Source organism: Pseudomonas sp. MF09150 (genome assembly GCF_059862355.1).
On record NZ_JCBCUS010000001.1, the window covers coordinates 1399456 to 1425075 of the forward strand.

General features: G+C 58.8%; 36 protein-coding genes. 2 read left to right on the top strand and 34 right to left on the bottom strand.

Annotation, left to right across the window (positions count from 1 at the left end):
• From AC19YX_RS06030 to AC19YX_RS06130, 21 genes are all read right to left on the bottom strand, one after another.
• On the bottom strand, window positions 1–684 hold the full coding sequence (locus AC19YX_RS06030) for a phage minor tail protein L (RefSeq protein ID WP_020300101.1): 684 nt from the start codon (window positions 682–684) through the stop codon (window positions 1–3).
• Between the two features lie 49 nt (window positions 685–733).
• A complete protein-coding gene (locus AC19YX_RS06035) occupies window positions 734–1090 on the bottom strand; it encodes a hypothetical protein (RefSeq protein WP_500605889.1) in 357 nt (118 codons plus the stop codon).
• A complete protein-coding gene (locus AC19YX_RS06040) occupies window positions 1087–2364 on the bottom strand; it encodes a hypothetical protein (protein WP_500605890.1) in 1278 nt (425 codons plus the stop codon). Before AC19YX_RS06040 ends, AC19YX_RS06035 begins: the two co-directional genes overlap by 4 nt.
• Window positions 2361–2699, bottom strand: a complete 339-nt coding sequence (locus AC19YX_RS06045) for a phage tail protein (protein WP_020300103.1) — start codon at window positions 2697–2699, stop codon at window positions 2361–2363. The genes AC19YX_RS06040 and AC19YX_RS06045 overlap by 4 nt, the downstream gene beginning before the upstream one ends.
• A gap of 47 nt (window positions 2700–2746) precedes the next feature.
• The gene (locus tag AC19YX_RS06050) at window positions 2747–5968 is read right to left on the bottom strand and encodes a phage tail tape measure protein (protein WP_500605891.1); all 3222 of its coding nucleotides are present in this window, start codon (window positions 5966–5968) and stop codon (window positions 2747–2749) included.
• Window positions 5965–6219 (bottom strand): DUF1799 domain-containing protein, encoded by a 255-nt coding sequence (locus AC19YX_RS06055; protein ID WP_043230749.1) that lies wholly within the window; start codon window positions 6217–6219, stop codon window positions 5965–5967. The genes AC19YX_RS06050 and AC19YX_RS06055 overlap by 4 nt, the downstream gene beginning before the upstream one ends.
• A gap of 62 nt (window positions 6220–6281) precedes the next feature.
• The gene (locus AC19YX_RS06060) at window positions 6282–6662 is read right to left on the bottom strand and encodes a phage tail assembly chaperone (RefSeq protein WP_500605892.1); all 381 of its coding nucleotides are present in this window, start codon (window positions 6660–6662) and stop codon (window positions 6282–6284) included.
• A 3-nt stretch (window positions 6663–6665) separates the two neighbouring features.
• Window positions 6666–7322 carry a phage tail protein gene (locus AC19YX_RS06065; protein ID WP_500605893.1) on the bottom strand — a complete coding sequence of 219 codons (657 nt, stop codon included), beginning with the start codon at window positions 7320–7322 and terminating at the stop codon, window positions 6666–6668.
• A gap of 73 nt (window positions 7323–7395) precedes the next feature.
• Complete coding sequence (locus AC19YX_RS06070) at window positions 7396–7812, bottom strand: phage tail terminator-like protein (RefSeq protein WP_500605894.1); 417 nt, start codon at window positions 7810–7812, stop codon at window positions 7396–7398.
• On the bottom strand, window positions 7809–8465 hold the full coding sequence (locus AC19YX_RS06075; protein WP_500605895.1) for a hypothetical protein: 657 nt from the start codon (window positions 8463–8465) through the stop codon (window positions 7809–7811). Before AC19YX_RS06075 ends, AC19YX_RS06070 begins: the two co-directional genes overlap by 4 nt.
• Window positions 8462–8830 carry a hypothetical protein gene (locus AC19YX_RS06080; protein WP_500605896.1) on the bottom strand — a complete coding sequence of 123 codons (369 nt, stop codon included), beginning with the start codon at window positions 8828–8830 and terminating at the stop codon, window positions 8462–8464. Before AC19YX_RS06080 ends, AC19YX_RS06075 begins: the two co-directional genes overlap by 4 nt.
• A gap of 59 nt (window positions 8831–8889) precedes the next feature.
• The gene (locus AC19YX_RS06085) at window positions 8890–9138 is read right to left on the bottom strand and encodes a hypothetical protein (protein ID WP_500605897.1); all 249 of its coding nucleotides are present in this window, start codon (window positions 9136–9138) and stop codon (window positions 8890–8892) included.
• 123 nt (window positions 9139–9261) lie between these two features.
• Window positions 9262–9762, bottom strand: coding sequence for a DnaT-like ssDNA-binding protein (locus AC19YX_RS06090; protein WP_020300111.1), 501 nt, complete (start codon window positions 9760–9762; stop codon window positions 9262–9264).
• Between the two features lie 3 nt (window positions 9763–9765).
• Complete coding sequence (locus tag AC19YX_RS06095; RefSeq protein ID WP_020300112.1) at window positions 9766–10077, bottom strand: hypothetical protein; 312 nt, start codon at window positions 10075–10077, stop codon at window positions 9766–9768.
• Window positions 10078–10130: 53 nt separating this feature from the next.
• Complete coding sequence (locus AC19YX_RS06100) at window positions 10131–11099, bottom strand: major capsid protein (RefSeq protein WP_500605898.1); 969 nt, start codon at window positions 11097–11099, stop codon at window positions 10131–10133.
• 11 nt (window positions 11100–11110) lie between these two features.
• Window positions 11111–11818, bottom strand: a complete 708-nt coding sequence (locus AC19YX_RS06105) for a hypothetical protein (protein ID WP_500605899.1) — start codon at window positions 11816–11818, stop codon at window positions 11111–11113.
• Window positions 11819–11906: 88 nt separating this feature from the next.
• The gene (locus tag AC19YX_RS06110) at window positions 11907–12341 is read right to left on the bottom strand and encodes a hypothetical protein (RefSeq protein WP_500605900.1); all 435 of its coding nucleotides are present in this window, start codon (window positions 12339–12341) and stop codon (window positions 11907–11909) included.
• Between the two features lie 45 nt (window positions 12342–12386).
• Complete coding sequence (locus tag AC19YX_RS06115; RefSeq protein ID WP_500605901.1) at window positions 12387–13475, bottom strand: minor capsid protein; 1089 nt, start codon at window positions 13473–13475, stop codon at window positions 12387–12389.
• The gene (locus AC19YX_RS06120) at window positions 13450–14910 is read right to left on the bottom strand and encodes a DUF4055 domain-containing protein (RefSeq protein WP_500605902.1); all 1461 of its coding nucleotides are present in this window, start codon (window positions 14908–14910) and stop codon (window positions 13450–13452) included. The genes AC19YX_RS06115 and AC19YX_RS06120 overlap by 26 nt, the downstream gene beginning before the upstream one ends.
• Window positions 14910–16397 (bottom strand): terminase, encoded by a 1488-nt coding sequence (locus AC19YX_RS06125; protein WP_500605903.1) that lies wholly within the window; start codon window positions 16395–16397, stop codon window positions 14910–14912. The genes AC19YX_RS06120 and AC19YX_RS06125 overlap by 1 nt, the downstream gene beginning before the upstream one ends.
• A 1-nt stretch (window position 16398) precedes the next feature.
• Window positions 16399–16998 (bottom strand): hypothetical protein, encoded by a 600-nt coding sequence (locus tag AC19YX_RS06130; RefSeq protein ID WP_500605904.1) that lies wholly within the window; start codon window positions 16996–16998, stop codon window positions 16399–16401.
• Between the two features lie 75 nt (window positions 16999–17073).
• Here AC19YX_RS06130 and AC19YX_RS06135 point away from each other — a divergent pair, with 75 nt between their 5' ends.
• A complete protein-coding gene (locus tag AC19YX_RS06135; protein ID WP_500605905.1) occupies window positions 17074–17259 on the top strand; it encodes a hypothetical protein in 186 nt (61 codons plus the stop codon).
• A 30-nt stretch (window positions 17260–17289) separates the two neighbouring features.
• Here the strand turns inward: AC19YX_RS06135 and AC19YX_RS06140 are convergent, their stop codons facing one another.
• From AC19YX_RS06140 to AC19YX_RS06150, 3 genes are read right to left on the bottom strand one after another with little or no spacing between them, the layout of a single operon-like run.
• Entirely contained in the window at window positions 17290–17544 is a 255-nt protein-coding gene (locus AC19YX_RS06140; protein ID WP_500605906.1) for a hypothetical protein, read from the bottom strand.
• 55 nt (window positions 17545–17599) lie between these two features.
• A complete protein-coding gene (locus AC19YX_RS06145; RefSeq protein ID WP_368983538.1) occupies window positions 17600–17917 on the bottom strand; it encodes a hypothetical protein in 318 nt (105 codons plus the stop codon).
• The gene (locus tag AC19YX_RS06150) at window positions 17917–18288 is read right to left on the bottom strand and encodes a chemotaxis protein (protein ID WP_025856073.1); all 372 of its coding nucleotides are present in this window, start codon (window positions 18286–18288) and stop codon (window positions 17917–17919) included. The genes AC19YX_RS06145 and AC19YX_RS06150 overlap by 1 nt, the downstream gene beginning before the upstream one ends.
• A gap of 259 nt (window positions 18289–18547) precedes the next feature.
• On the opposite strand from AC19YX_RS06150, the gene AC19YX_RS06155 reads away from it, so the two are divergent.
• On the top strand, window positions 18548–19498 hold the full coding sequence (locus tag AC19YX_RS06155; RefSeq protein ID WP_500605907.1) for a hypothetical protein: 951 nt from the start codon (window positions 18548–18550) through the stop codon (window positions 19496–19498).
• Between the two features lie 142 nt (window positions 19499–19640).
• Here AC19YX_RS06155 and AC19YX_RS06160 read toward each other — a convergent pair whose 3' ends face one another.
• From AC19YX_RS06160 to AC19YX_RS06205, 10 genes are all read right to left on the bottom strand, one after another.
• Entirely contained in the window at window positions 19641–20318 is a 678-nt protein-coding gene (locus tag AC19YX_RS06160; protein ID WP_500605908.1) for a hypothetical protein, read from the bottom strand.
• Window positions 20315–20920 carry a recombination protein NinG gene (locus AC19YX_RS06165; RefSeq protein ID WP_500605909.1) on the bottom strand — a complete coding sequence of 202 codons (606 nt, stop codon included), beginning with the start codon at window positions 20918–20920 and terminating at the stop codon, window positions 20315–20317. The genes AC19YX_RS06160 and AC19YX_RS06165 overlap by 4 nt, the downstream gene beginning before the upstream one ends.
• Window positions 20917–21129 carry a hypothetical protein gene (locus AC19YX_RS06170; protein WP_104902916.1) on the bottom strand — a complete coding sequence of 71 codons (213 nt, stop codon included), beginning with the start codon at window positions 21127–21129 and terminating at the stop codon, window positions 20917–20919. The genes AC19YX_RS06165 and AC19YX_RS06170 overlap by 4 nt, the downstream gene beginning before the upstream one ends.
• On the bottom strand, window positions 21126–21596 hold the full coding sequence (locus AC19YX_RS06175; RefSeq protein ID WP_500605910.1) for a hypothetical protein: 471 nt from the start codon (window positions 21594–21596) through the stop codon (window positions 21126–21128). Before AC19YX_RS06175 ends, AC19YX_RS06170 begins: the two co-directional genes overlap by 4 nt.
• A 142-nt stretch (window positions 21597–21738) precedes the next feature.
• Complete coding sequence (locus tag AC19YX_RS06180; protein ID WP_500605911.1) at window positions 21739–22356, bottom strand: hypothetical protein; 618 nt, start codon at window positions 22354–22356, stop codon at window positions 21739–21741.
• The gene (locus AC19YX_RS06185; RefSeq protein WP_500605912.1) at window positions 22353–22691 is read right to left on the bottom strand and encodes an XkdD/Y8K6 family phage-associated protein; all 339 of its coding nucleotides are present in this window, start codon (window positions 22689–22691) and stop codon (window positions 22353–22355) included. Before AC19YX_RS06185 ends, AC19YX_RS06180 begins: the two co-directional genes overlap by 4 nt.
• The gene (locus AC19YX_RS06190; protein ID WP_500605913.1) at window positions 22688–22960 is read right to left on the bottom strand and encodes a hypothetical protein; all 273 of its coding nucleotides are present in this window, start codon (window positions 22958–22960) and stop codon (window positions 22688–22690) included. Before AC19YX_RS06190 ends, AC19YX_RS06185 begins: the two co-directional genes overlap by 4 nt.
• 1 nt (window position 22961) lies before the next feature.
• Window positions 22962–23768 (bottom strand): ATP-binding protein, encoded by an 807-nt coding sequence (locus AC19YX_RS06195; protein ID WP_500605914.1) that lies wholly within the window; start codon window positions 23766–23768, stop codon window positions 22962–22964.
• On the bottom strand, window positions 23758–24684 hold the full coding sequence (locus tag AC19YX_RS06200; protein WP_500605915.1) for a DnaT-like ssDNA-binding domain-containing protein: 927 nt from the start codon (window positions 24682–24684) through the stop codon (window positions 23758–23760). The genes AC19YX_RS06195 and AC19YX_RS06200 overlap by 11 nt, the downstream gene beginning before the upstream one ends.
• The gene (locus tag AC19YX_RS06205) at window positions 24684–25547 is read right to left on the bottom strand and encodes a BRO-N domain-containing protein (protein ID WP_500605916.1); all 864 of its coding nucleotides are present in this window, start codon (window positions 25545–25547) and stop codon (window positions 24684–24686) included. The genes AC19YX_RS06200 and AC19YX_RS06205 overlap by 1 nt, the downstream gene beginning before the upstream one ends.
• Window positions 25548–25620: the final 73 nt, after the last annotated feature.

A 25620-nucleotide genomic window follows, 5' to 3' on the forward strand; every position in this document is an offset into this window, starting at 1 on the left:
TCAGCTCCGAAGCAGGCCGGCGGCCGGGAATGAACCGAAAGGCAGTGGGTTGTTCTCGCCAAAGCGCAGCTTGCAGCTCGTCAGGCGCCCACCGCATTTGTCTTTGGCCGCATCCGTGACAATGACGTCGTTCTCATCAGCCACGGGCGGCCCGTTGTAGCCGCAGTAAGGCCCGCGGTAACCGCCACAGCTCAACCACCAGCAAACGTTGGCCACGATCTGCCGGCGCGGGAGCTGAACGCCCGCGAAGTCCAAGGCCGTGGCCAGTTCGAACTGCACGGTTTCGTTGTTCTCGGCCGACTTGCGCTCGACGTACCAGATGTCAGGCGGGAGCTCTTCATCAGGGTCGGCCTCAGGCTGGCCGTCCAGGTACTTGCCCAGGGTTCGATGGCGGATCAGCTTCGATCCGACCAGGTCCTCGAAGTACAGCACGAGCGCCGTGATGAACCCGCCAACGTTGCCGACAGAAAGCGTTGGTGTCGGCTGGGCACCCTGCCCCGTCATTTCGAACCCCTCAGCCTTGATCGGCCAGGGCGAGTACTCGTTGCCTTGCCAGAAGATCGAGGCCTGCTGGGGGTAGCCGTGGAAGCGGTAAAGCTCGGCGCCAAGGACGGTGGCGTCGAGCTCAAAAAGCTCCACCCACGCGCCAGGCTCCAGGGTCTGGATATCGGCCGTGATCGGCATGGTGTTTCCTCAGGCAAAAATAAACCCGCTCGTTGGCGGGTGCGGTGTATCAGGTTGGCTTGATTGGTCGGCGGGTTGGGTCCGGGTAGCCATCGGCGCCGACGACCCAGGCTCGCAGTGCGAGCCAGTAGGCTTTCCAATCGGCGGATTTGCCTGGGATTGAATCGTCGCCGAATTCGATAGCGGTCACATTCTCGCGGGCGATAGGCATCTCGGCTGTTCGCCATTCATCCTCGACCTTGCGGGTATGGCTTGGGCTTGGCCCCCAGCCGGGGAAACGCCATGGCTGGTCGGCGTGAATGGGTGGCGGGGATTCAACCTCAATAACTCCTGCTGGAGGCTCCGCCCCTTCGCCAAACGCGCCGACAAATCTGCCGTCGCTATTAATGAAATATTTAGTGGTCATGTTCTAGCCCTCACGATGAAACGCCATTTTGCAGGGACAATTCCAACTGTTGTGGCTGTAGTCTTTCGCAATACAAAGAATGCGCCAGCGGCTGTGCCGAAACGGCAGAAGATACTTGTAGAACTGGTTACGAGCGAGACCCCATAGTTGTACGCGTAGTCCACTGCGAAATGCGGTACAGGGACAACGTCGCCTACTGCGTACTCGGCGTCCGCATCTCTGCAAACGATAAACCCTTGAACTTCAAAGGGCTCAGAGCCAAGCTGGTGAAGCAAGGTTAGTGACCCCCCCGGCGTGATTGTCTGATCAGGAGAGGCGTACGATTTGATTGGAGTTGCATCGCTTTTGTCTAGCTTTAGGTCAAGAGCCGCCTGCAAATCCGTCTGCGCCGAAAGCGTGCCCGTAACCCCGCCCCAAACCGTAGAAGCCGTAACCGCCTGAAACGTGCCGTCGCCACGCAAGAACTTGAGCTGATCACCGACCGCCGGAGCCGGCACCAGACCTTTTGCCCCGGCAGTCGAGGCCGTGGCTCCCGCCAGAGTCGGAACGCCCGTTGTCGAGCCCGTACCGCCCTGCGCCACACTCAGCGGCGTGGTGAGCCCGGAGAGCGATGTGATATCGCTGTTCGCGCCTTTATTTGCCTTGTTGGCGATTGAAACAACGGCATCGCTGAGTTGCTTCTGCAGCTTGCCCAGGCCAGAAAGGACGGTATCTGCTGCTGTGAGAACTGCGTTCGTCGACGTGTCGAGCCCTGTAAGGAGCACGGCGCGCACGGTCGCTGCCAGGTCGCTGATGGTCGCCGCAAGCTGAGTGCCGGTATGGGTGGCGCGGTCGCGCAAAGCGGCATCCGTGGCGTTCTTGGTGGCGTCCGTGGCCACGCCCGCCAACTTGGTCTTCTCGGCCGATGTGAAGTCAGTTGACGACAGGCCTTTGCCCGGCACCTTGTCGACCTTGTTGTCCAGGCCAATCGCAGAGGACAGACCGGCAGAAGGGATATCACCACCCCCGTCCGGAGTAACGCCCGCAACTGTCTGGACAGTCCCGGCACCACCACCCGATGCGCTGATAACAGGGTGATCAGGATCGGTTCGATCAATAAGGATGTTTTCGCCTGCAACCAGCGTCCGTTCGGCAGCGTCAGCCGCAGCCTGAGCGGCGGAAGTTCGGGTATCGAGCTCGGCGAAGTTGTCGTTGATGACCTGACCGCCGGAGCGCAAATCTTGCCCGTTGCCGTCATCAGGCGCGCTGCCAAGATTCAGTAGGTCAATGCTCATGGGTGGAATGCCTGTTCGAAGGTGGCAGTCAGGGTGTAGGTGTCGCCGCCCATGGCCTTGGGCTGATACTCGGCGCAGCGGTAGAGCTGCTGGTCGCCAAGCGGATCGGTCCAGTAAAAGGGTGTCGCGCCCGCCTGACGATCGAGGAACGCCATGATTTCCTTGATGCGCGCCTTCTGGCCAGAGAACGTGAGGGGCCAGGACTGCGTGCGGTTGTTGATGCCGTCCGCAGCCTTCTGCTCATAGCCATCACCGAACTTGGCAGACTTCGTGCGAAAGTTGATGGTTGCCGCCGGGTCGCCATTCGGTGTCCAGGTGAAAGTTTCCGTAGCCATGTTTTCCTCCTGGCATAAAAAAGCCCCACCGAAATGGGGCTGCTATTTTATCGACCGTTGATTGCGGCCCAGATCTGGCCGCCGGGGCGAAGATCCTTTGCGATCTGCTCCTGGGCGCCCTGCTTGGCCGACTTCGCGTAGGCCTGGGCCACGGCCTGGCTATCCGCGTCACTCGCACCACCTTGTCCTTCAGGCACTGCAAAGCTTTGCTGGATCACCACCTGGTTGTTGCTTGAGCTTTGCCCGCCCCCCAGCGCTCGCACGCCCAGCGCGCCGCCTGCGGTTCGGGTCAAAGGCATGATTGCCTCGGGCCCTGCCTCACCCATCACCCCAGCCTGCCCGCCCGCCATACCGAACGCGGTGGGCTTGCTGACGATGGAGTTGGTGAACGCCCCACCATCTGCGAACATCTGCACACCGCCCGACCACATGCCGCCATTGGCCTGGTAGCTGGAGAAGTCCGTTCCAGAGGTGTAACCGGCCTGGGTAGAGCCCGCAGAGGCAGCGCCGCCGAAATACGACCCAGCAGCGGACGCCGCCATACCAAACAGCGAACTAAGCGCCGAGGATGCCGCCTGGCGGGCCGCAATCCGAGCCATGTCGGCAATGATCGACTTGGCGAAATCAGCGAACGACAGCTTTCCGGTTAACGCGAAGTTGACGATCGCGTCTTCCATCGAGCTGAAGGCGTTGGTGAACAGGCTTTTGGTCTGGCCGGCGACGTCACGTGCCGACTCCAGGTAGTTCTGCCAAGCGGATGACGCCCCGCTCGTCCAGTCGCCTTGGGCTGCCGACATATCGTCATAATTGCTGACGACCGTGTCGTGGAGCTTCTGCTGGGTTGCCTCGAGCGCCTTCAGCTTGTCGCTGTACTCATCGAGGCTCATGCCTCGAGAGCCATCGCCATACTGGTTCGCCAAATCCAGCTTTTTCTGGTTAATACGGTCGTCGATGCCATTCTGCTGGTTTGTCAGATCTCGCTGGCGGTCACCTTGGCCAAGTCCAGCTGCAGCTCGAATACCTTGCTCCCGCAGAGTATCGACCTGCTGTTGCAGCGCACTGGTGTAGGTCTTTACCGCCAGTTCTTGCTTCTTGAGTCTGCCCTCTTCGTTCTTGGCCAGCACGCTCAGTTCGGTATCGGCATCCTTTTGCGCCTTGACCATGGCCGCACGCGCATCTGCGATCTTCTGGTCCAGCTGGATACGCTGCGCAGCCGATGTGCCGGCCTTCCCTTTCGCGGCCTCAAGCGCTGCGATCTCGGCTTCATACGCCGCCGAAACCTCGTCCCGCTCGTTGCCAATCATGGCCTGGCGCTTCAGCAGGTAATCGGCCTGAGAGACCAGGCCAGCCTTCTGGGCGGCGTCCAGTTCCTTCTGGGCATTCTTGTACTCGGCCAGGATGCCGGTGAGCGTATTCTTGGAGTCGTTGAAAGCAGTCAGGTCGACTGAGCCAGCTGCAGCTTTGGAGTCTTTGAACTTGTCGTTGATGTTCGAGATGTTCTTTGCGACGACGTCCTTATCAAGGCGCTTATCGCTGGGATTCGCCTTGCGGATATCGTCTAACTGTTGCCGATACTCCTTCAGCGCTTCCGTACGCTTTTGCTCGTTCGTCCAAGCGGACTTGGCAAGGGCATCGACCTTAGTCATCGCCGCAACCGCGTCTTTCTGGATTTTTGCCTGTTCTCCTTCGAACTTGGCAATATCCGCTTCGGCTGCTTTTTGGTCCTCCAGCATATTGAGACGGTTGCTGTAGAACTCGATCATCTCCTTCTTGTTCTGGAAGGCCCCAACATCGCCCTTTTGAGCCCGCGCAAGGTCCAGACGGGCCTGATCAATGTCCGAACCGATATCGCGACGCCCAATATTCTTGAGGTTGTCCGCTGCCCGCGCGACTGCGTTGTAGCCCTTCTCCCAAAAGCTCAGGTTTTCGAGGATTCTCGGGGTGCGCTCGTTGATCGCATCGGCGTATTGCTCAGTGGCCAGCTTTACGGCGCCAGCGTGATCGCCTTGTTCCTCCAGGGCAGCAATCTGCGAATAAACAGACGCGGTCAGGTAATGGTATTGCTCGTTGAGCGCCGCGGACGCTTTCACCGGGTCATCCGCGATCTTCACAAATTCGGCAATCGTCTCGCCCACTGCTTTGCCGGTTGCTTCCTGCATCGACACAGCGGCCTGAGTAATGCTTTGAAAGCTCTCACCGGCAATCTTGCCATTGCCGGCCAAGGAAGCGAGCGCGTCGGCGGCGGCGCCAGTGGTGCCAATCAGTGAGCCAACTTGGCGTGCCATGTCCCCGAGCTGACCGGCACTCACTCCGGCAGCGCCACCAGTCAGAATCAGCGATTTGCTGTATTCGTCCTGTTCCTGAGTGCCCTTGTAATAGGAGACGCCAAGCGCAGCCACAGCGGCGGACACCAAAGCAATTGGTCCCAATGCTGCCAACAGGCTTGCAGCGGAGGCTCCGGCGCCGGCGCCAAGCTGTGCGACCGCACGAACCCCGCTCCCCCAATCTCCAGACGACAGGGCGTTACCCAGTTGAACAACGTTTTCCTGAGCCTGGCGGGAACCGAGTCGTAGCTTGTCGAATCCAGTTGCAGTTTTCTCCAGGGCTGCGCGGTCACCGCCAATTTTTGCAAGCGCTGCACTGTAGCGATTGGCATCAACCACACCGGCTTTGTGAGCGGCCTCCAGGGCCTTCTCCTGCGCCTCGAGCTTGGCGAGCTTTGCCGTTACTGGATCAATGCTGTTGACGGTGCGCTTCAGAGCCTCAATTTGGCGATTCTCAGCCTCGATCAGTCGTTGCTTCTGTGCCGCCTCTTTAACTTCCGCCTTTTCGATCTTGTCGTAGGCCTTGCCCAGTTGATCCTGGTAGCGGGTCCGCTCCTCAATCGTGACCAGGCCGCCCTTACGAGCGCGCTCCAGCAGCCCTTCGGCCTGAATCAGTTGCTGGATGCTGTCGAGGCTACCCGTCATCGCCTTGTCGAGCTGGCTGATCACAGCTATTTCGCTGGTGGCGCTTTCGGTAGCTTTCCGCCGGGCGCCGGCCTGCCGCTCCCGCGCGCCGGTGGACTTGTCGATCCCCTGAGCGGCCTCTGTTTCGGCCTGAACAATCTTCTTGCCAGTGCTGGCCAATCCATCTCCGGCCTTGCCCAGATCATCTACAGCCTTCTCCGCGCCCTCGGCTGCGACTATCAGCTTTCCCAGATCTTCGGCCGCTTTCACGGCTTCCGACGACTCAACTGCAATGCCAAGCGATGCGAAGTTGGTGCTCATTTGTTGTCTCTCTGTTCCGCCATCACCTGCAGGGCCTCAGCTTCCATGTGCCGGATATCGCTGAAGATGCTTTGCCGTTCGCTGGCGGGCACACCACACATTCGAATGACGCTCGGAAGGACGGCATAGTCCAGGCCAGTAGCGCCGCACGCGCCCACGCGCCACTGGGTGCTCATCGCCTCGAAGACGGTGAAGGCCGGCCAGTTATCTGGCCAGACCTCACAGTCCTGTCCGGAGAGATCGCCGACCAAGAAGCCAAAGGTCTTCAGCTCTTCAGCCGAGGGGCCTTGGGCGTAGAGGGCACGTGCGGCGCTTAGGAGTTTCCCAGGCGGGATTGGTTGAAGGCCTCGGAGTAGGCTGCCAACACAGCGCTGGGTACCGAGACAATGGAGCTGACGAGGATGCGGATATTCTCGTCGTTCAACTCTTCGTCAAACTCCCAGCCGACCACCACCGCCTTGACCTGATCCACCTGCAGATCGATCTGGGCGGCGGTAAACGACTTGAGGTCCATCTCCTCTACCTTCAAGCCGAGCGTCTTGTGGCGCTCCCCCCATTCGGCATACAGATCCGCAAGCGCGGTTCGGTCCAGGTATTTGAAATCGAACCCGACCTGCACCGGATCGCCGCCGACCTGAGGAACCATGACGGTGGCGTGAAAGGTCGGCTTTTGGATCAGTGTGAACTTGGCCATGGGTTAGATCACCGCGGTCAGGTAGCGAGTGGGCTCGGACTGCAACGCCAGGCTCACGGTGCGAGTGAGCAGGTTGTTACGGGAAACGGCCGGCTGCTTGGAGAACGAGGTGTATGCCCCGTAGAACAGCGTGTCGTTACCTGGAAGGTTCAAGCGAGCCGCTTCGACCTGCTTTCCGGCATCCGCCTTCATCAGCACACCGTTGAAAGGCTGTGCAGGGTCATCAGCGATAGTCAGCACCATGCTGGCCGCCGACTTGTCGGTGGGGATCTGCTTGCCCTGGTCGTTCTCGAGGAACACCACATCCAGGTAGTTCTGCTCGCCGCCGGAGAAGGCCAGGTCAGTTACCTGCGGGATCTGTACCCAGGTCAGCACCTTCTTAAGGGTGCCCGCGCCGTTGCCGGCCGGGAAGATCTGGGTATCGGTGGTGTCGATACCTTCCAAGGTGATGGCGGTCGCTGTCGCTGCCTTCACGCGCACGACCTTGTTATCCAACTTGCTCCAGCCGGAGGTGATCAGCACGATGTCACCGGCATCGAGATCAGCACCGACGACCGTGGCCACCGCCTCTGCTGCGTTGGAGATGGCGGTAAACGGCAGTGCAACCTCATAGGTGGCTGCGTGCTGGAAGGTGCCGCCGTTAGGAATTCGGTATCCCATTGGGTGTTTCCTCTCTTCAGAAATAACAAAACCCGCTCAATGGCGGGTCTGTGGGGTTGCCCGATGGGCGGAATCAGTTGGTGTCGGCGCGGTACTGGAACGACGCGGCGACTGTGTAGCTGCTGTCGTCCGGAATGCCTGGACCTGGTTCGACCGGGGTCATGGTCACCACTTCGAAGCTGGCTCGCTGTAGCCGCAGGTAAATCGGGTACAACGCAGCGAGCTCTTCAGCGATTGACTCAGCAGCGCCGGCGCCGGAACCCGAAGGCGACACGACGCTAACCTGGAACACGCCCGTGAACGCTCTGTGATCACCGCTGAGGGTGTTGCTATCGGTGCCGGCCGGGATAGCAAAGGCCCGTAAGTAGGTTTCACCGTCCGCAGGCGTGAACTCGACGTTCTCATAGGCAATTCGCAGCGGTTTAAGCCGTGCCGCAGCCCAATCTCTCAGGCGTTTCTCGTACAGCTGCCGGATGATCAAGTGGCTCATATTTGGTTGTTCCTGATGGCTTCGGCGACGATTTGCTGAAAGCGGGCCAGTGTCACTCGCACCATGCCGCCGGGCGCCTGCCTGGAGTGGCCGTACTCGAGCGGAATGCCGTACGGCAGGTTGTTCACAATGTAGGCAGTCTGCCCCGCCGTCAGTGACTGCACCTGCGCCCTAAGCACCGCGATGGTCACGCCGCCCGACGGATCAATCTCATCCAAGACGCCGTCGGCCGGGGTATCGATCGAGAACTGCCAGTTACCCCGGAAACGCCCGCCAACGTAATCCTTGCCCGCGACCAGACCGTTCACATTGAAGTTCTGGTCACGCTCGGCCTTGGTCAGGGGCTTGGCGTACTTCACGCCTCGGCGCAGCTTGCCCGACTTGGTGAAATTGCCTTCGTTCAGGTTGATCAGTGTGTTGCGGACCGCCACTTTGAAGTCGTAGTCATCAGCTGCGCGCGTGTTGACCTGCCGTTGAGCCACGTTTGCCGCCCAGATCTCCGGGTTGCCCACCGGTGACATGCGAATCACGCTGCTGCCGATCTCGATCACGATTTCGCGGATGGTGGCGTCTATACCTGCCTGGGCCTGCTCGGCGAACTGGCGGATGTTCTCGGCGAAGCTGCCGTTCATACCCGCGTACCGACTGCTCATGATCGGACCTGCAGCTCATACAGGATCGGCGTACCGGCGGGGTTGATCTCCTTCAGCGGGGGAATGATCATCCAGGTTCTCCCCTGGACCACCACTTTACTGAGCAGACTGGGAGCCGGGCCCAAGCCGGCGGCCGCGATCTTCAGTTTTTTGTCGCCGACCTTGATCAGCGAGTTGGTTTGAAATTCTTGCCCGGTGAAGTCCAGCAGGATGCCTTGGGCAGTTCGCTCAACCACAGAATCAGGCGGGGTCATACTGGTATCAGGATCGTACTCACCCTTGACGATGTCGCGGATGGTCACGGGCTGGCCGACCTCTGTGATCATCTCCAGAGCCATCAAGGCCATTTCGTCGTAGAAGGTCATGATGGCTCCAGAGTCAAAAAACCCAGCGCAATGGCTGGGTTTTAGTAAGGCAGTGATGATCAGCCGAAAGTCAGCGTAACCGTCGAGTTGGATGGATCCAAGGCGTTAAGAATGTCCACTCCAACTTCGGGTAGCAACATCCATTGAGGTTTTCCGAAAGTCTGCGGGTAGCCCATACCCCCATCTTCATGCCATCGACACGCAACGCTCAGATTAGGCTGGCCATCCCAAAATCCCGATGCGATTGCAAACTCACCATTATTGAAAATGATGCTCTGGACTTTGAATTTGTTTGTGCTATTCAACATGCTAATAACCTCTGTCGTTATCTGATTATCCCTTCGCTTTCAGCCACCTCAGTTGCGGCTCTACTTGCTCGGGGAGTAGCTACGATCCACCAAACGAAATGCTCTGTCAAACAACCAAGGGCTTCATGCCCGAACCGCAAACAAGCCTCGCTTTTGCAGGTAATCAGCAAACTGAGTAGCACTCGGCCGATCCGGCGCCGCCGGCAACAGCCTGGTGCTGGTGCTGGGGATAGCCGCGTATTGCCGCGTCACCGCGCCCTCAACACGATCTAGCAGCACCGCCCCCTTCCGTTTCTCTACCGGATCAATATCGTCCTGATGAATCTCAGCGGCCAAGGCCATCTGCCCGTACTGGATTCGCGCCGGCAGGTAGTTGTTTGGCTTGATCTCCTGGTCCAGCAGCACCTCCCGGCGCGGCCAGGACAGGCCTTGCTCACTGTTGGTCTTGCGCCCCTTCCAGGTCATGCCATCCATCGCCAAGGCCGCCCGGCGCAGCAACGCTTCCTGCTCAGGAACACCCGCAGGAATGACCGTGCCGAACTTCACGGCATACATGGCCAGGTCCTCGGCGCTTGCGTAGCTGTCGGCGTCAGGCTTGCCGGTGCCGTCCTCGATGATGAGCATGTGTCAGTCCTGTGCTTTGAGCAGTTTCAGCAGGGTTGGCTGATCAGCCTTGTCGTCGAAGGTTACTGACTTTTCTGTCAGGGCGGCCTTCACTTGGTCGAGATCGAACTTGTCTCGAGGATCAGCGGCAGCTTTTCCCGACTCGCGATACTCAGCCTTGAGCTTTGCCTTGGGCGGCTTCTCGGCTTCATTGTCGCGGTTTTCGGTCATGTTCGCATCGATGATGCGCAGGCCAGCCTTCTTCGCGAGAGCCTTTACGTCGTCTTCATAGCGGTGGAAAGGGCCCGGGAGATACCAGACGTTTTTATCAGTCATCGTTGTCACTCCGCTGGGCCAGGGCTCAACACCCCGGCGCAGTCATTGAATGGTTACTTGGAGGCGTCGCCGATCAGAGCAACACCAGCGGTGTGCTTGATACTGGTGGCGGTCTTGTCCCAGTTGGTACCGGTCGCCAGCTCGGCGTCCGTTGGAGACTTGCCGCCAGTGGTGGTGTCCCAGGTGTAGCCCTTCATGCCCAGGCCGAAGGTGTAGTCGGTTTGAAGCGTAGTTTCGATACGCTCCTTGCCGTTGGTGGTCTGGACGTTGCTGATGATGTCGCGGCCGTCGTGAACCAGCGCAGCGCCTTGCACCAAGGACAGGATGATTTCCTTGTTCGGGGTGCCGGCCTGCATCAGAGCCGGGGCATCCGTCACAACGGAGATCTTTCCGAGGATGTCCACCACGCGGACGTTGCCCGCCTGGAACAGCTGCTGCTGGTTCGCCAGGTTCTGACCCACCAACTTGTGGTAGCTGGTGCCCTGCATCACCTGGGTGACCAGGTTCTGGCTTGCGTCGCCGAACTTCGCGTGAGCGTTGTTCAGGCCAGCGTAGGTGATGCCGGCGGTAGCCGACACATCGTTGACCGCGGCGGCCTGGGCGGTGATTGCTGCAACCAGAGCGGCGATCGCGGTGTTCAACTGGTCCTTCAACAGGATTTCAGCGAACGCGCGGCTGGCGACTTCGATACCTTGCGCGGTTGGACGCTCCAGCCAGGTCATCTGCGACGGCTCGTAGCGGATCGGGCCGAAGCCACCGGCGACTTTCACCGAAGTGTTCTTCAGCTCGGTCAGGTCGGTGGCAGCAACGGCGGCGTTCGAGCTGTAACGATCCACGCGGCGCTGGGCGGCGGCCAGAGTCTGGAAGAACGACTCCTGAAGGAAGTCACCAGTGAAGCCGTCCGGAGAGAGCACGATTGCGCCACGGCTTGCGGCGTTGAAAGCGGCGAGATACTGATCCAGCGTCTCGAGAGTCGCTGGCATGATGTATTCGTTGAAAACCTGCATTTGCGACAGGGACATGAGTCAAATCCTTAATTGAGAGGGAGATCTGGGAACTTGCCGGCGATTGCGGCAGTGCGTTCCTCTTTGGTGCCGCCGATTTTTCCTTTTGCGGCCCCGCCGCCACCTCCAGCACCAGCAGCCCCGCCGCCAGATGCCTTACTACCCGCGATCAACGGCGCGAAGGCCGTGTCGTTTGCGAATTCTGCTTTCAGCTCGTCCAGCGTTGCCGCCGAGAGCTTGCCCTGCTGGTCGAGGACGACCACAACAGGCTTCCCGTCGCGCTGCTCGACGCTCAGGCGGCGTTCAATGTGCGGCAACAGGGCTTTGGCGCTACCTGGGATTGCCAGGGCAGACGCGATATCAGTGGCGGTACGGCCAACGGTCAGATCCCGGATCTGCCCACTCAGCGCCCCACGCTCCTGTTCCAGCTGACCGCTCAGCTCAGCTTCACGGCGCGCGTACTTTTCGGACCAGGACTTTTCGAGCTCGTCGACGTTGCCCGATTTACGTGCGAGTTCTTCTCGCTCAAGACGAGCTGCTTCTTCAGCTTCGCGCGCCTTCTTTTCGGCAGCTTTCTTCTCGCCAAGCAGCTCATCAACTTTGGCCTTCAGGCCGGTGACATCTTCTTGCTGAGGCAGACCTTCTATGCCGAGTACGAACTTGCCGTCCTTCTCGGTGTAAAGAGCGCGCACGGCTTCATCTACCCCTTCCAGGGTATCCAGTTGGAATTTCAGCATTGGTTGTCTCCCAGAGACGTAGGTGCAGGCCCTGCCTGCGGGCATAAAAAAACCCGCTGATGGCGGGCTTTGTGAAACGAAGAAGGCTTCAGATGAAATGCATGCGCACTAAATTAAAATGCCGCTCACAGTAAGGCGGAGGCTCAAGGTCAGTCTCGATAAATTCAATAACACTAAAAATCGAAACCTCTTTAAGAACAGGCCAAATATCATGGCTCTCTAAAAACTCAACCAGATCAATGATTTTTTGCTTGCTTGCGGCGCTCATCACCCAACCCATGATGAAACCACTAGACTGATATCGAGCTGAAAGTCTCAGCGACTTATAAGAAGCAATTAAATTAAGATCATTTAGAACAACGGACTTGTTTATCCAGCCTTTCGACTCCGAAAAATTCAGCGTCTTAACGAGTTCATCATAAAGTTTCGTTCGCCGCCCCTCGTCATCATAGTAACAAAGGTAATTTATCAACAACCTATTCAACTCGATGCGATTGCTTCCGCCCGGCATTTTACTGAACATTGGCATCCATTCCTAAAGTTACGACTGAGCACTTTACATCAAGGCTTAACGAATGCCAGCCCGCTCGAACGCCAGGGGCTCAAGAACCTTCATCTGCACAAGGGTCAGAGGTGCAAAGTTGCGATCAAGCTGCAGCTCGGAGAATCGTTCGATGCTCAGGCCGCCATCCCGCAACAACTTGGCGCGTTTCGGGCCTATAGCCTTGTCCTGGAACGCCGCCGGTTGCCGTACAAGCCAGTCGTAGTAGCTGAGGTCTGCCCTCACCTGCTGCGGGCCAGCATCGCCGACGGAAGCCCTCGTAGCGCCCTCGGCGAACAGCGTGCTAAATCGGGTCACCGCCACCACCGTCGAGCGACAGTTGATGTGGATCGGCGGCCTCGGCCCCTCAGTCAGCTTGAACCGGCGCTTATCGAGCGTCCGGCACTGGCTAGTCGTCTTCGTGTCCAGGGTGCTAACCCACTCGACTGCCTGCACGACATCAGAGTTCTCCTTGAGCGTCTCCATACGCGCCTGGGTGGCGACGTGCTGCACGGCCGTCCGCACGACGGCTCCGGCGTTGCGGTTGGTCGTGGCCAGGATGCCGTCTTTGTAGTTGAGCGCTTTGGTGCCGCGGATGTTCTTGATGATCTGGAAGTTGGTCTGGCCTTCGAAGAAACCCTGCCGGATCGCGCCTGTGAGGCGTTGTCGCTCGGTAGCAGTAAAGCCATCGATGAACGACTTGAGCAGCTTCCCGCCATCAGCGCCGCGTACGCTGAGCGGATTGGTGAGGATGGCCGTCCTTATTGCGGCAGCACCTGGCACCGCGGCATCGAACGACACGCCAACCGGTGCCGCCCGGGTCAGGCAGGTCGCTTCAAACTCGGCCTCGTAATTGGCGATGTCCACCAGGTCGAGGTTCAACTTCTCGCTGTATCGGTCGAAGATGCCCAGCAACAGGCTGTCAACCTGGCTCAGCAGCCGTTCCAGGCGTGCGACGGTGTAATCCGTAAGGTCCGCCCGTGTCAGCCGCTCACGAATCGAGCGGTCGATCTCCTTGAGTAAAGGCGCAAATTTCTCCACCTCCCCCGACTTCAGCTGCTCCAGGAAGACGGCATGACGGATGGTGGCGTCAAGGATTGCTTGGTTTGCCGCCATTCGGAATTACCTCGGTGTCGTCCAGGGCTGGCCCGGTGCTTTGTGCCTCCAGTTCATCCCGGATTTCGTCGTCCGTCTTCTCGGGGTCTATCACGCCGCGGTCGCGTAGGTATTGCCAGAAGTCGCCCTCGGGAAGTTTGCCGCCCTGTACTGCGTTGAACAGTGCCGCCAGGATCGTCGCGTCCAGGGTGATCTGGCTGAAGTCTTGGTTGAGCTTGTAGATCGCTTCTCCCGGGGCGTTGACGAACTCGGCCATCCACACCAGGCACTGGCTGTACGCCTCGCTGACGTTGCTCACCATCAAGGAGAGAACGCTGTGTTCGGCAGCGCTGTCGTTGTCGGCCTGGGTTGCGGTCTTCACTGCACTGCCGCGCTCAATGAGTCGGGCGCCGAGAGAAACCATGTCCTGTTTCTTGGCGTCCATGGCTTCTTTAACAAGCGTATTCGGCTCAGGCTGAGCAAAGCCGCACGCCCCGCTCACTGGAAGCGTCAACGGCGCCCTGGAGCCGACATAGATGCCATTGGCCTCAAGGTGGTCTCGCCAAGCCTCGTCCAGGCCGGAAATCCAGAACTGTGGCTGCCCCGAGAACCAGACCGAGTCTTCATAGTCCGCACTGTTGCAGTAATGGCCGATGTTCAGCACGGCCATGTCGTACAGAGGCGAGTCGTCGATGCTGGTGTCGTTGTTCTCGCTGCCGAGAAACTGAAAGGGGATAACGCGCCAAGGCTGGCCGGCGCCGTTCAGTGGTGTGAACGGCGGGATGATCATCGCCGTTTCACTTGAGCTCTCCTGCCAAACTTCCTGGGTATAGACACCAGCCTCATCCAGGCGCAACACACGATACCGAACGACCTTTTCGCTACCAAAGCCATCATCAGTGTCTATGTCAGCTTCTTCACGCAACACGACCAAGCTCAGCAAGTGCTGACCGCCGACCCTGCGAGTCTTCCAGTTCCTGATGGATTCGGCCGGATAGCTCGCCACATTTGCGCGCGCTCGCCCCGCCTTTTCATCAGCCTTGCTCACCGTGCCAGCCTGAACAGCTGCGTAGTCCACCAGCAATCCGTGCCGGCCAACTTCAAGCAAATGCCCTATGACCGATTGTGATTGCTGGTAGACGCTCACGCCCTGCCCGTCGATATCCGTGGCGACGTAATCGAGCGCACCTGGAACAGTCAGCGTTGGCCAGGTGCGGAAAACTGCGCCTACCAAGCTGTGCTTCGTGCGCCCTGTGGCGTTATAGAACACGGCACGCTGCTTGTAGGACTTGTACCGATCTTGGTTCTCTTTGCTCGTGTCGTGCTCGTTGGGCTTCGGCAAGTACACATCGCCTCGCCCCTTTACCGTCTCGGATCCCTTGCACACGTCGCGCACCAGCCGCCAACGGGACTGCGCCGCGTCGTATTCCGGGCGGGTGTATGTGACGTCTGCCATTAGCGTGCGAATCCCATTTTGATTGATTTGACCGGCTTCCTGGCGCTCTTGGCGACAGCGAAGTAACGGAATCCGTCGGAGCCGTGAGAGGTCCAATCGTGAAGCGGCTTGTCTTTCCAACAGCCGCGCTTGTCGTCCCATTCCTTGCGGTAGTTCTCAAGGCAGGACACGCCCTGCTCGCACTTCGAGTCATCAAAGGCGCACTTAGGCAGGATCTCCCGAACCTGCTCAATGCCATCATTGACGCCGAGCTTTGGAACGACTTGGAAGGTCATGCAGTACTTTTGCCCATCGATGTCGTAGCCCTCACGGGCCAGCTCTCGGCGGGTCTTGGCATCGCTGCCGAACTCTCGGTTGTCGATGTCGTGCGGCCCCCAGTGTTCGGAATAGGTGTAACCCTTGTCCTTGAGCACCTTCATGTAGTGCCGCAGACCCTCGCCTGAGTTTTCGTAGTAGTCGATGACGTGAAACTCTTCGCCGACCTGGCGTACGAACCAGATGGCCGTGGAGTCGCCGACACCGATATCCCAGAAGGTCATCACTGGAAGGTGGCTATTGTCGGGAATCACCCCGATCCGCTGCTGGGCGTAAAGCTTGGTCAACTGCTGCGCGTAGTAAGCGCCCTCGACCGACTGCTGGAAGGCTTCGGCAGGAATGGACGGGTATTCCCGCTTCATGTCGTCGCCGAGCGTCTTCTCCTTGGCTGCGTACCAGGCGCGCTGGCCGTCGTTCGTGACGATCCCGTGCTTGGCGCGCAGCTCGTTGAAGTAATCGGTCAAGCGCTGCGGGATGACCACGTCAGTCGCGTCAAGGCTGTAGGCCTTGTTGTTCCACCAGCTGAAGAAAAAGAACTTCCAGTCGAGCAGGCCAAGCGGTACACCGGAAAGCTGCTGCCTCTCCGCCGATTGGCTGTAATCGAAGAAATACCCGGCCCGGCCCTCTGCCGTTGACTCGATGGTGACGAAGCACTCAACGGCCACCGCCTCGAAAGCACCGGTGACGATCTCCCGAGCCTTGTGCGGGAACTTTGCGCAGATCTTTCCGAACTCGGATACGTGCAGGTAGCGCAGCGTGCCGCCCCGGAACGAGGTGGAGACGTACAACGACCCGCCCTTACTGAACACCAGCTCGCCCGCGGCATCGTTGCGCGCAGGGTTGGCGGCGCGAATCTCTTTCGGCAGGTTGTCGTAAGCATATTTCACCTTTTCCCGGAACAGGCGCTTGGCGTCGTTCAGGGTGTGGGCGATCAACGCGCACTTGGCGGCCTCAAACAGCGCGGCGTCCAGCTGGACGATGCAGACCAGCGTGGTGAAGCCCAGCTGACGCGCTTTGAGGATGATGTTGCGGGTGTGCATCCCCTGGAAGTAATCGATCTGCTCCTGCGTCATGCGGAAGCGAACCTTCTTGCCCTGCTTGTCGGTGATGAAGTAGAGGTTATTCAGTCGCCAGAATCGATCCCGGAGCAGCTTCATGTGCTCGGGCTTCATATCAGGCGTCCTGTGTTAGTTCATCCATCATCTTCGAGATCTCATCGGCGTCGTCCGTTTTCTCCTTCTCGTCCAGGCTGAATGCCTGACGCTCCAGGACTTGCAGGTTCTTCATTGCAGAGGAAAGCTGGAACAAGGTTTTGGAATTGCTGGGTAGCGCGACAGCAGCAAGCATCGAAGCCCGGCGCATGCCGTTGTTGTCCTCGCTTGTCTCGTCGATGATCGCATCTTCGATCTCTTCGCGACGCTGGATGGTATTGAGCAGGTCATCCATCAGCAAGTTCGCAAGGTTCGAGGCCTTACGAATGTCTCGGCGATGGCTGCGAACCACCCGAGCGCCTTCCTCTGCGGCCTCTTCGATGATCTCTGCGTCAAGTTCGCAGTTCGCGCCTTGGTCGTTGCGAACCTCTCCGCGAACCAGCTTGCTGCGAACCTCTTTGCGCACCTGGTCAGAAAGGTCTCTAGCCCAGCCCAGGACCTTGGCCTTCTTTCTGATTGCGGTATCACTCACGCCTTGGCGCTCAGCAATGGTTCTGATGGAAAGCGCCCCGGCCCGGTAGGCGCGTTCGATTGCCTCCCAGTCGGGCTGCTTGGCTGTCATAGGTTCACTCTGATGCTTGAAATGATGGCTGGATGCCGGTATTGATGAGGATTAGTGAACTCCCGGAGATCTAATATGGAAGTCAGATTCAAAGTGATAGACACCAACGTTATCGACGAACAAGGTAGGCCAACGGGACAGAAGAAATACCGAATCTTCGATAAAGAGGATCCAAGCGATCTCAGCAAAAACGGAGTGTTTTCAGACAAACCAGAGGCTGATTCGGTTTGTGCGAAGCTGAATGCCGAAAACGCCCGATGATGGAATGTACCGCCCTCATCTGCGGCACACCTACCCCGCGCCGCCATCCAACAGCACATCAATCAGCTTCTGCTCACCCAGGCGCATGGCGCCCAAGCACTGCAAGTCATCGCATTTAGGCCCCAGCCCGAACACCGTGACCTCTCCCTTCGCGCCGATAAGCGTCAAGGCACCTACAGTGCATTCTGGATGCTCACCTGCATCAAGGTCGTCGGCGATCTTGCGCAGGGTCTTGGCGGCATCGCGCCAGTCCTCCCGCTTGAACTCCAGAACTTTGATAGTCATGCGACCCCTCACACTTGCGCGCCACGATTTGGCACATTCGAAAACGTGGCGTGGATCACTGCGATACCCGGTTGAGGGCCTCGTCCGCTTTGTCGGCAGCCTGAGCCGCGGTCGTTGCAGCTTTCGTCGCCTTGTCGGCGGCGGTACCGGTCTGGCGGGTCAGCTCTTCCAGGCGCTTGTCACGCTCGCCCATTGCGGTGTCGTAGGCCTTGCGGATGTCGGTCACCTGGTTGCTCTGGCTCTCGGCGAGAGACCAGTAGGCGGCCTGGTAACCGAGAACAGCACCACCACCGACCAGCACGACAGCAATCGCCCAGACCTCGGCCCGGCGCCACCAGCGGCGCGCGATAAATTCCAATGCACATCTGTCCATCAGGCGATTCCTCCCAGCTTGGTGCGCAGGCGAGTGATCTCATCGCTCTGCTGCGTCACGCGGTCAGTGAGCTGGGCGACCTGGCTGGTCAGAGCCTCGATCTTGCCTTCCATGCGCCCTACTGCAGCGGCCAGATCATTCCGCTCTTTCGCAAATTGATCGGCGCGGGCCTCGGCCTCTTTGCGCGCGGCGCGCTCCTGGTTCAGCAACTCGTTCAGGCGCTTCAGCGTGCCGATATCGGCGCTGTCCATTGCCCGGTCGGTTGCGTCCTTGGAGAGGAACCGGCGCAGCCATAACAGGCCGCCCAGCACTACGGTGGCGCTACCGCCCAGCCAGGTAGCTGTGCCTGGGCCAAGGTCAGTAGGATCCATGAGTTATCCCTATGTGCAGGTCACAGCGCGCCAGCGCGGCACACCAAAATTGAGGCTGAAATAGCGCTGCTTATTGTAAGAGGAGATTGTTGAGAGTTTGCCTAGTAATATCCGTATTACACAGCCTATCGAGGCAGACAGAATTCAAGAAGCTGACGAAAAATGATCTTCGACGTGCCCTCAGTGCCGACAGGATTGAATTGCTTTAAAGCGTCACGGCAGCCTGAACGCCGGGCGCAAACTGACTTGGAGCTGCATTGTGCTTGACACCATTCACATCATTGATGAGTACCTAGTAAAACCTAAACAGAAGCAAGACGACTCAGCTCAGAACTTCACTATGGTTGGCCGCAACCCAGTCGGAAATCCGCTAGGGTCGTTTGCTGTCGCTCTTACTCAGGACATCCTCTGGCCCCTCCCCAACTCAATTGTCCAGGCTGCTATATCTAGCATCCCAACGTTGGGTAGCCTCCTAAGCGCTGACGAAGGAGAGGACAAGACTGCACGAGCACAGAAAGAAATGTTGCTCGCTGCATTTGTGGAACGAGCGACTTTTTCGCCGACGCAAGCGAAAGCGGCTGGATATCGGTTCCAACCTGGGCACCCAATGGCGGGAAAATCGTATAGACGCCATCCCCTCGCAGACTTTTCTATCACTGAAACAGAAAATTTATACATCCCGAGCGAGAGCTATGACGCACATGTCTTGGAAGAGAGAGAGTCAGAGCTGATTAGGCTTTTGGTTTCACTTGGCGCGATCCGAATCAGCATTACGAAGATTACTACGGCCAGCAACGGGGACAGGCTTGAAACAAGCGGCTCCGTAGATGCAGGCCCAATTATTACGGCGAAAGCAGGCTACAAGGACAATACCCAACTTGCAGCCGCGACTACGGACACAAGAGTATTCAATCTCAACGGATGTCCTTGGAGCGCCTCAACACAAGTAGATCGCAGCAGCTTCTTTTGGCTCGCATTTGAGCCCTCTTGGAAAGCGGTTCTGTTTGCCAGGGAGCACGGTGGATGCACCGAGGCTTCCCTGGAGCTGAAGGAAAACACTTCTTTCTCAGAAGACAGAAACATCGAATTCGCGATCAAGGCAAAAAAGATGGGGGGCGGGGCATCGGTAGGTTGGGGTGAAAACGCTAACGAGGAGCGCACGCATCTTATCCACGTGCAATTCAGCGGGCTCCCGCCAGACATCCGCTGACCTCCATCCTCAGAAGGATGCATTTCGCATTTGCGTGCACAAAAAAAGCCCAGCTTTGGCTGGGCTTTGAAGTGATCGTGCGCTGGAGGTAAGTTGCGCAGTGTGGGAAAAGTACATCAAATCCCCCACCACAGCAACAACTTTATGCCGCATCCTCTGAGTTTTCCGCGTGTATCACCTGCCACACCGGCTCTTGCGCCTGAATATCCACTTCCTCGATAGCTTTTCGCAGGAAATTCCAAATATCGAGCCAGTCGCGGTCCCAGTGCTTGGGCTCGATGGTGATCCCATACAACTTCATCATGGCGTCAGACACTCGAGCTGGGCCCCATGGGTCACCGCCGCTCACCTCTACCTTGTAGGACTGCAAGGCGCATGTGATCAGGCAATGAACCTTCACCGCCTTGGCGTCGGTGAGCGCGCTAAAGTCCGTATCCGACCAGATCAGCTTTTCGGCGTTGAGCATGTGCACGACGGTCATGCACGGGTGATAGAGGTAGTGCCCCAACTGCTGCACCTGGAACGGCAGCGACTCGATTGCCTTCTGCACCTTCCCCATGGTGAGAAGGTGAGCTGCACGATCGGTGGAGCGTCCAATCGGTGCGCGTCGCGTTTCGGCAATGCTGATCTTCTGGCGCGCAGCCATGATGCGCTCTTCCTTGTCCTCGCCCTGGGCAGCGAAGATGATCTCGCGCAGTGCTGCCTTTTCCGTCCTTACTACGGTTGCGGACTTGGCCCGATCAGCCGCCGCGGCACTGATTGAGGCGTTCGATTCGTGCTGCGCATCAGTCCACGCTTGACGTGCGTTGATCAGTTTCATGCTGCCTGCCCCTTCTTCAGTTCTTTGGTCTTTGCCCGGTAGTCGGCCTTGATGGCCTTGATCTCTTCCACGGTGTACTTGCAGGCCGGATGCAGCCCTTCCAGCCAGGCAACCCTCTCGGCGCCGATGCGCTGCACCAGGCGAATTCGGTATTCCACGGCGTTGCCGGACAGATTCCGATTGCACTTCACGCACTGCCGGTGGATGTTCAGCGGTTCAAAGCGCAGCTCCGGGCAGGCGCCGACGGAGCGGTAATGCCCGGCGTCCCACCGGCTGCCGGTCATGAGGTCGTTGTCGTTCGGCGTCGAGTCACAGCTGATGCACGGCAGGTGCACGTCACGCAGGCGAACGTACTCGTTCACGGCGGCCTGGGCCTCACGCAAGTGATCCGCCCTGCTCTTCAGCTTCTCCTTGCGTACCCGGATCTCAGATCGCTCGACATGGCCCAGCGACTTGCGCGCCTTCGCCTCGTTCACGTCCTTGATGGCAAGGCCGCACTTGGGGCTGCATACCTTCTGCCCGAGGCGCTGAGGCACGAATGATTCCGTGCAATCTGGGTTTTTGCAGGGTTTCGGGCGGGGTTGTTTGGCTGAGAGGCTCATGCGCTCATCTCCTCAACCTGACGACGCAGCACTTCAATCTCGGCCTTCATTGCTGCAGCCTCTCCCTGCGCTACGAGCATTCGACCTCTTGCAGTTCGGCGCGCAGCTCGGTTCATCCATGGTGAAACGTAAGCCTCGTACGCACGGCAGCGGGCCTCATCTATTTCCCGTTGCCGCGTGAACTCTGGGCTTTCCTTGAATGGGCTCATGCAGCCTCCTGGCTAAGCAGGTCAGAGAAGTACACGCCCTGCGGTTCGAAGCGAGCGACGATGCGGTCGGTGTAAGCGATGCCCTGGGCGCGATTGAAAAGGCTGGTCACCGGGAAGCCGTCCGGCCCGAACAGGTGGCACTCGCCCATCATGTCCAGCTTCGTTTCGTACGGGAGGTGACGCATCACCCGGTACCACTCGGCCTGGAAACCGGCATCCTCGTTCAGCAGGATCTGCACGCCGATGTGCAGCTTGCAGTACTGGCGGGCGTCGGCGGCGTCACCGATCTGGGTCATCTCGGCGATACGCTTGTACATCGCGAACCACAGGCGGTTCTGGTCAAGCGTGCGATCCTTGCCCGGGCGAAGGCTCACCACCACAAAGTGCTTGTCCTCGAACATCTTGGACATGCGGGTGATAGCCTCGGTAAGCATGGAGCGGCAGTTGACGCTGATTCGGTCAGCCATCACTTGCCATCCCGCAACAGCTTGAAAACTTCTGCGGCCGCATCGCGACGGTCAGGCTCGACCACTCCACGACCACCGCAAAGACCGCACCAGCGGCGCTCGATGTCATAACCGCGGCATTTTGGGCAAGGGCGAACTGGAGTCATGACCGCTCCCCCTTGCCCAAGGCGGAGGCCTCTTCTTCCCAAGGGAAAGGACTGTGCGACTCGAAGTCAGTCTCCCAATGAGCGGGCTCAGTCATGCCCACGTTGTCGTGATAAGCCTGGCAGTGGCCGCACCTGAAAACGTAAAGGCCCGGCCCCTTATCGAAATAGTCCTCCCGATATTCAAGGATCTCCGCCTGGATCAAGGCCAGCTGCTCGACGGTGATTTGGCCGCTTATAGCGCTGATGAATGGATCGTCGCCTTCGCTGTTGAAGACCTCGATCCAGACCGATTCTTCACCATTGCGCCATGCGTTGGCGTCGTACTGGCTCTGCTCAATGTCGTCGCGCAACGCCTCGCTCTCAGCCTTGAGCCGGTCCCGGTCGGCACGAAGCACCAGATAGCTCTGCTCTTGCTGCTTGAGCGCGTAAGTCAGCTGGGCGTTATCGGAACGCAGGTTTTGCAGATCCTTGCGCGCCGCATCGTTCTCGGCCTTGAGCGCTTCAACCTCTTGCCACAACCGGTCAGCAAGTGGATCGAACCAGCCAGCCATTTTTTTCAAGCTGCGCATGTGTGCGGCAAGCTCGGCGGATGTTTGTTCCCGGACGTAGGTCATAGCTCTTGCTCCAGCGACTCACCACCATCGCCCGGCGCAGATCCAGCCTTCGCCAGCGCAATGACCTTCTCGGCCTGCTCCAGCAACTCTGGGTACTGATCATTCCAATTCTGCTTGTAGGCCTTGGCCATCATGGCTTCGAGGGTCTTCAGCAGTTCTGGAGCGGTGCGCATGAGGTAAGCATTCGCCCAGCTCTCGTCGCCGATCACAAACTTGATGCCGTTGTGATCCATGGCGCCAATGGTGGCGATCTCAAGAGGCTCTCCATCTCGCAGGACGCAGACGCAATAGTCCTGGCGGTCTACCAGCCATTCTTCTTTGGTGTGATTGCTCATGTCCGCTTCTCCGCTGCTTCTGCGATCAATGCCATGCGCTCCAACTTGCGCGCCTGGAGCCACGCCTCAGACGTGCGATCTTTCTCGCTGCCCTTGTCGACCCACTCCCACACAGGACGGCCGTTGCTGACCATGTAAGCCCGGTACATCTGGCTGTACTGCTGCTGGCGGATTTGCTGGACACCACGGCCTTTCAGGAAGCGTTCGTCGCCGGCCTGCGGTTTTGCCTTGGCCTGTGCGGTGCTGTATCGAATGCTGGTAACTGCCATGTCAAAAACCCTCCTTGCCACGCTGAGATTCCCACTCGAACGGAACGACGATCAAACCGCCCTCCCGCAACCGGTCGACACAGCGGTCGCCCATGGCCCGCCCCAGTTCGCCGGCGCCCAGGTTGGAAATAATCACCGTCGGAGCTTCACGCTCGTACCGGCCATTGATGATCGCGAACAGGGTGGTCAGCTCGAAGTCGCTCGGCTGCTCCTTGCTCACGCCGATCTCGTCCAGCACCAGCAGGTCGGGATTGATCAGGCTGGACAGGATGTCCGACTCGGACAGTTCGCTCTTGCGGTCAAAGGTTGCCTTGATGGCCTGCAGGACTGCCCCGACGGTTCGGTACACGGCCGTAAGTGGCGTTTTGTGCAGCAGTTCATTGGCCATGGCTACGCCGAGGTGCGTCTTTCCGGTTCCGGGCTTTCCGATCAGAACCATGCAGCGCCCTACTTCGCGGATCTGGTCGAACGTGGCGACGTAGTGGCGGCAGAACTTCAGCGCCCGGCGCTGCTCGTCATGCTCGGCTTGGTAGTTATCCAGTGTGCGGCTCAGGAAGCGCTTCGGGATCAGCGCGTCACCCAACTTCCGGGCCAGGGACAGGCGCAGCTCGTATGCCTTCTCGGCTTTGGCGCTTTCCTCACGCTCAATGGCAATAGCGCGAAGGCACTCAGGGCATCCGCCCTTCAGCTCCCGCCCGAGGATCACGGTAACCTTCTGGTCGAATTTGCCGTGCTTCTCGCAATCGGCCGGCTGGGTGCGGATTGGCAGCACACCATCCGGAACTGACACCGCTTTCTCAGAGCGCATAGGTGCCGTCCTCCCGCTGGATCAAGCCTGCGGTGTAGTCGCGCTCAGCGAAGCCCGTGTGGCGAGATGGGGTCTCACGCTTCACGAACGGGCGGACGTTGCTGGCCCTGTTCTTGTCGTCCTTGACCCACTTCACCAACAGGGAAACCCATTTGGATTGGGTTTGCAGCAGGCCGGTTGTTTCGTGGTGAGCGGTAAACGGGGCCACGGCCTCCTTGGTGAACAGGTCAGTCGAGACGCCGAAGTGGATGCAGTAGGTCTTCAGCAGACTGGCGTCAGGCATCCAATCCAGGGTCATCTCGACAGGGGCCTTTGGGTCAACAGGTGGTTCGCCCTCTTCCGGGGGAAGGTCTTCGAGATCATCGAAGCCTTCGAAGCTTGAGCCCGGGACTTCTTCGCCCGCGTTATGAGAGTGGTGTTGATCCCTTCCATTCCCTTCTACATCTACATCCCTTCCGGGGTCGAGGTCTCGAGGATAATTCGACGACTCCTCGACGACTTCTCCGCTACCGCTCGACGACTGCTCGACGACTTCTTCCTGATTGATCGACTTATCGTCGCTGTAAGGCTCTTCGTCCTCGACGATCAGTTGCGGAGGCTTGGGGTACTTGAAGGTGCGCTTTTCGATCTTCTGGTGCTTCCAGCCGTTAACGTGGAGGTACTGCTTTCCGGATACGGAATAGCTGCGGGTCAGACCAGAGCCTTCAAGCTCGCCCAGCAATTCGCTGACCGCCTCGGTAGTGATGTCGTCGCCTGGGAATACCAGAGCCTTAATAGTGCGCGGGGCCAGCGGGTGGTTGCCGCCGTCATCGCAGAAATTCCAGAGCCCAATGAACAGCAGTCGAGCGAGCGGACGGCTTTCCATCACCTGCTCGCTCGACCAGAATTCTGGTTTGATGGTGCGAATGCGGGCCATTACTTGGCTCCTTTGCCGACAAGGCCGGACAATTCAAGGAAACGATCCACGTACCAGTGAGGCTGCGTCTCGCGGGGGCATTGAGGGCTGGTGAGGTTCTTGCCGTAGGCCATGCCCTTCTCGGTCACGGACCAGAAATCGACCATTTCCTGCTTGGAGTTTTTGCGCTGGAGGACCTTGAGGAAGCCGTGGGCCTCAAGTGCAAGGTTGAAGGCGCGGGCGGTGCTGGCGATGGCGTGATCTTTGATCAGGGCGGTAATTGCCTTGGTCGGCATCGAAGACCCGCCGGCAGCGTCAGAGGCGGCGTCCACTGCATAGCCTGGGAGGAATTTGGCATCCAGGCCGTTGTTGGCGGCGATCTGCGCAAGCATCATCATTTTGCTGGAGGGCGCCGGCTTCAGCAGGCGATCGAAGCATTCCAGAATGGCGAGTTCGCCAATGACCTTGGAGTTGTTCGTCTCCTGGCCGGTGTAAGAGCCGGTCTTTCGAATGGTCGGCAGGACCTGGCCAACCACCCACTCTTCGAACTGCTCAGCAGCCGGAAGCTTGGACTTCATCACCAGCCGGTAGAGATCGCGTTCAGGGATGATTTGCACTGCGCGGACCTGACCTCCCATTTCGGTATTGCAGGTACTGACCGCTTTGCAGTGGACATTGATCGCCTTCGATGTGTTGGAGTAGCCCAGGGCTTCGGCGATGTCCTTGGCGATGAACCATGGCTCCCCGTGACCGTCGTCAATTACGCGGACGGGAAAGCCGTGGAAGTCGAAAGGTGTCACTGGTTTAATCCGCGCCACGTTTTCAGATTGCGAAAAACGTGGCGCGAGATTGTTGGGGGTATTGCCTTGAGTTATCTGTTGCATTAGAGTTGCCTCAAGTGATGTAGCAATGAACCGGGCCGTGAACCCGGTTTTTTTGTGCCTGAGATTCAGGCGT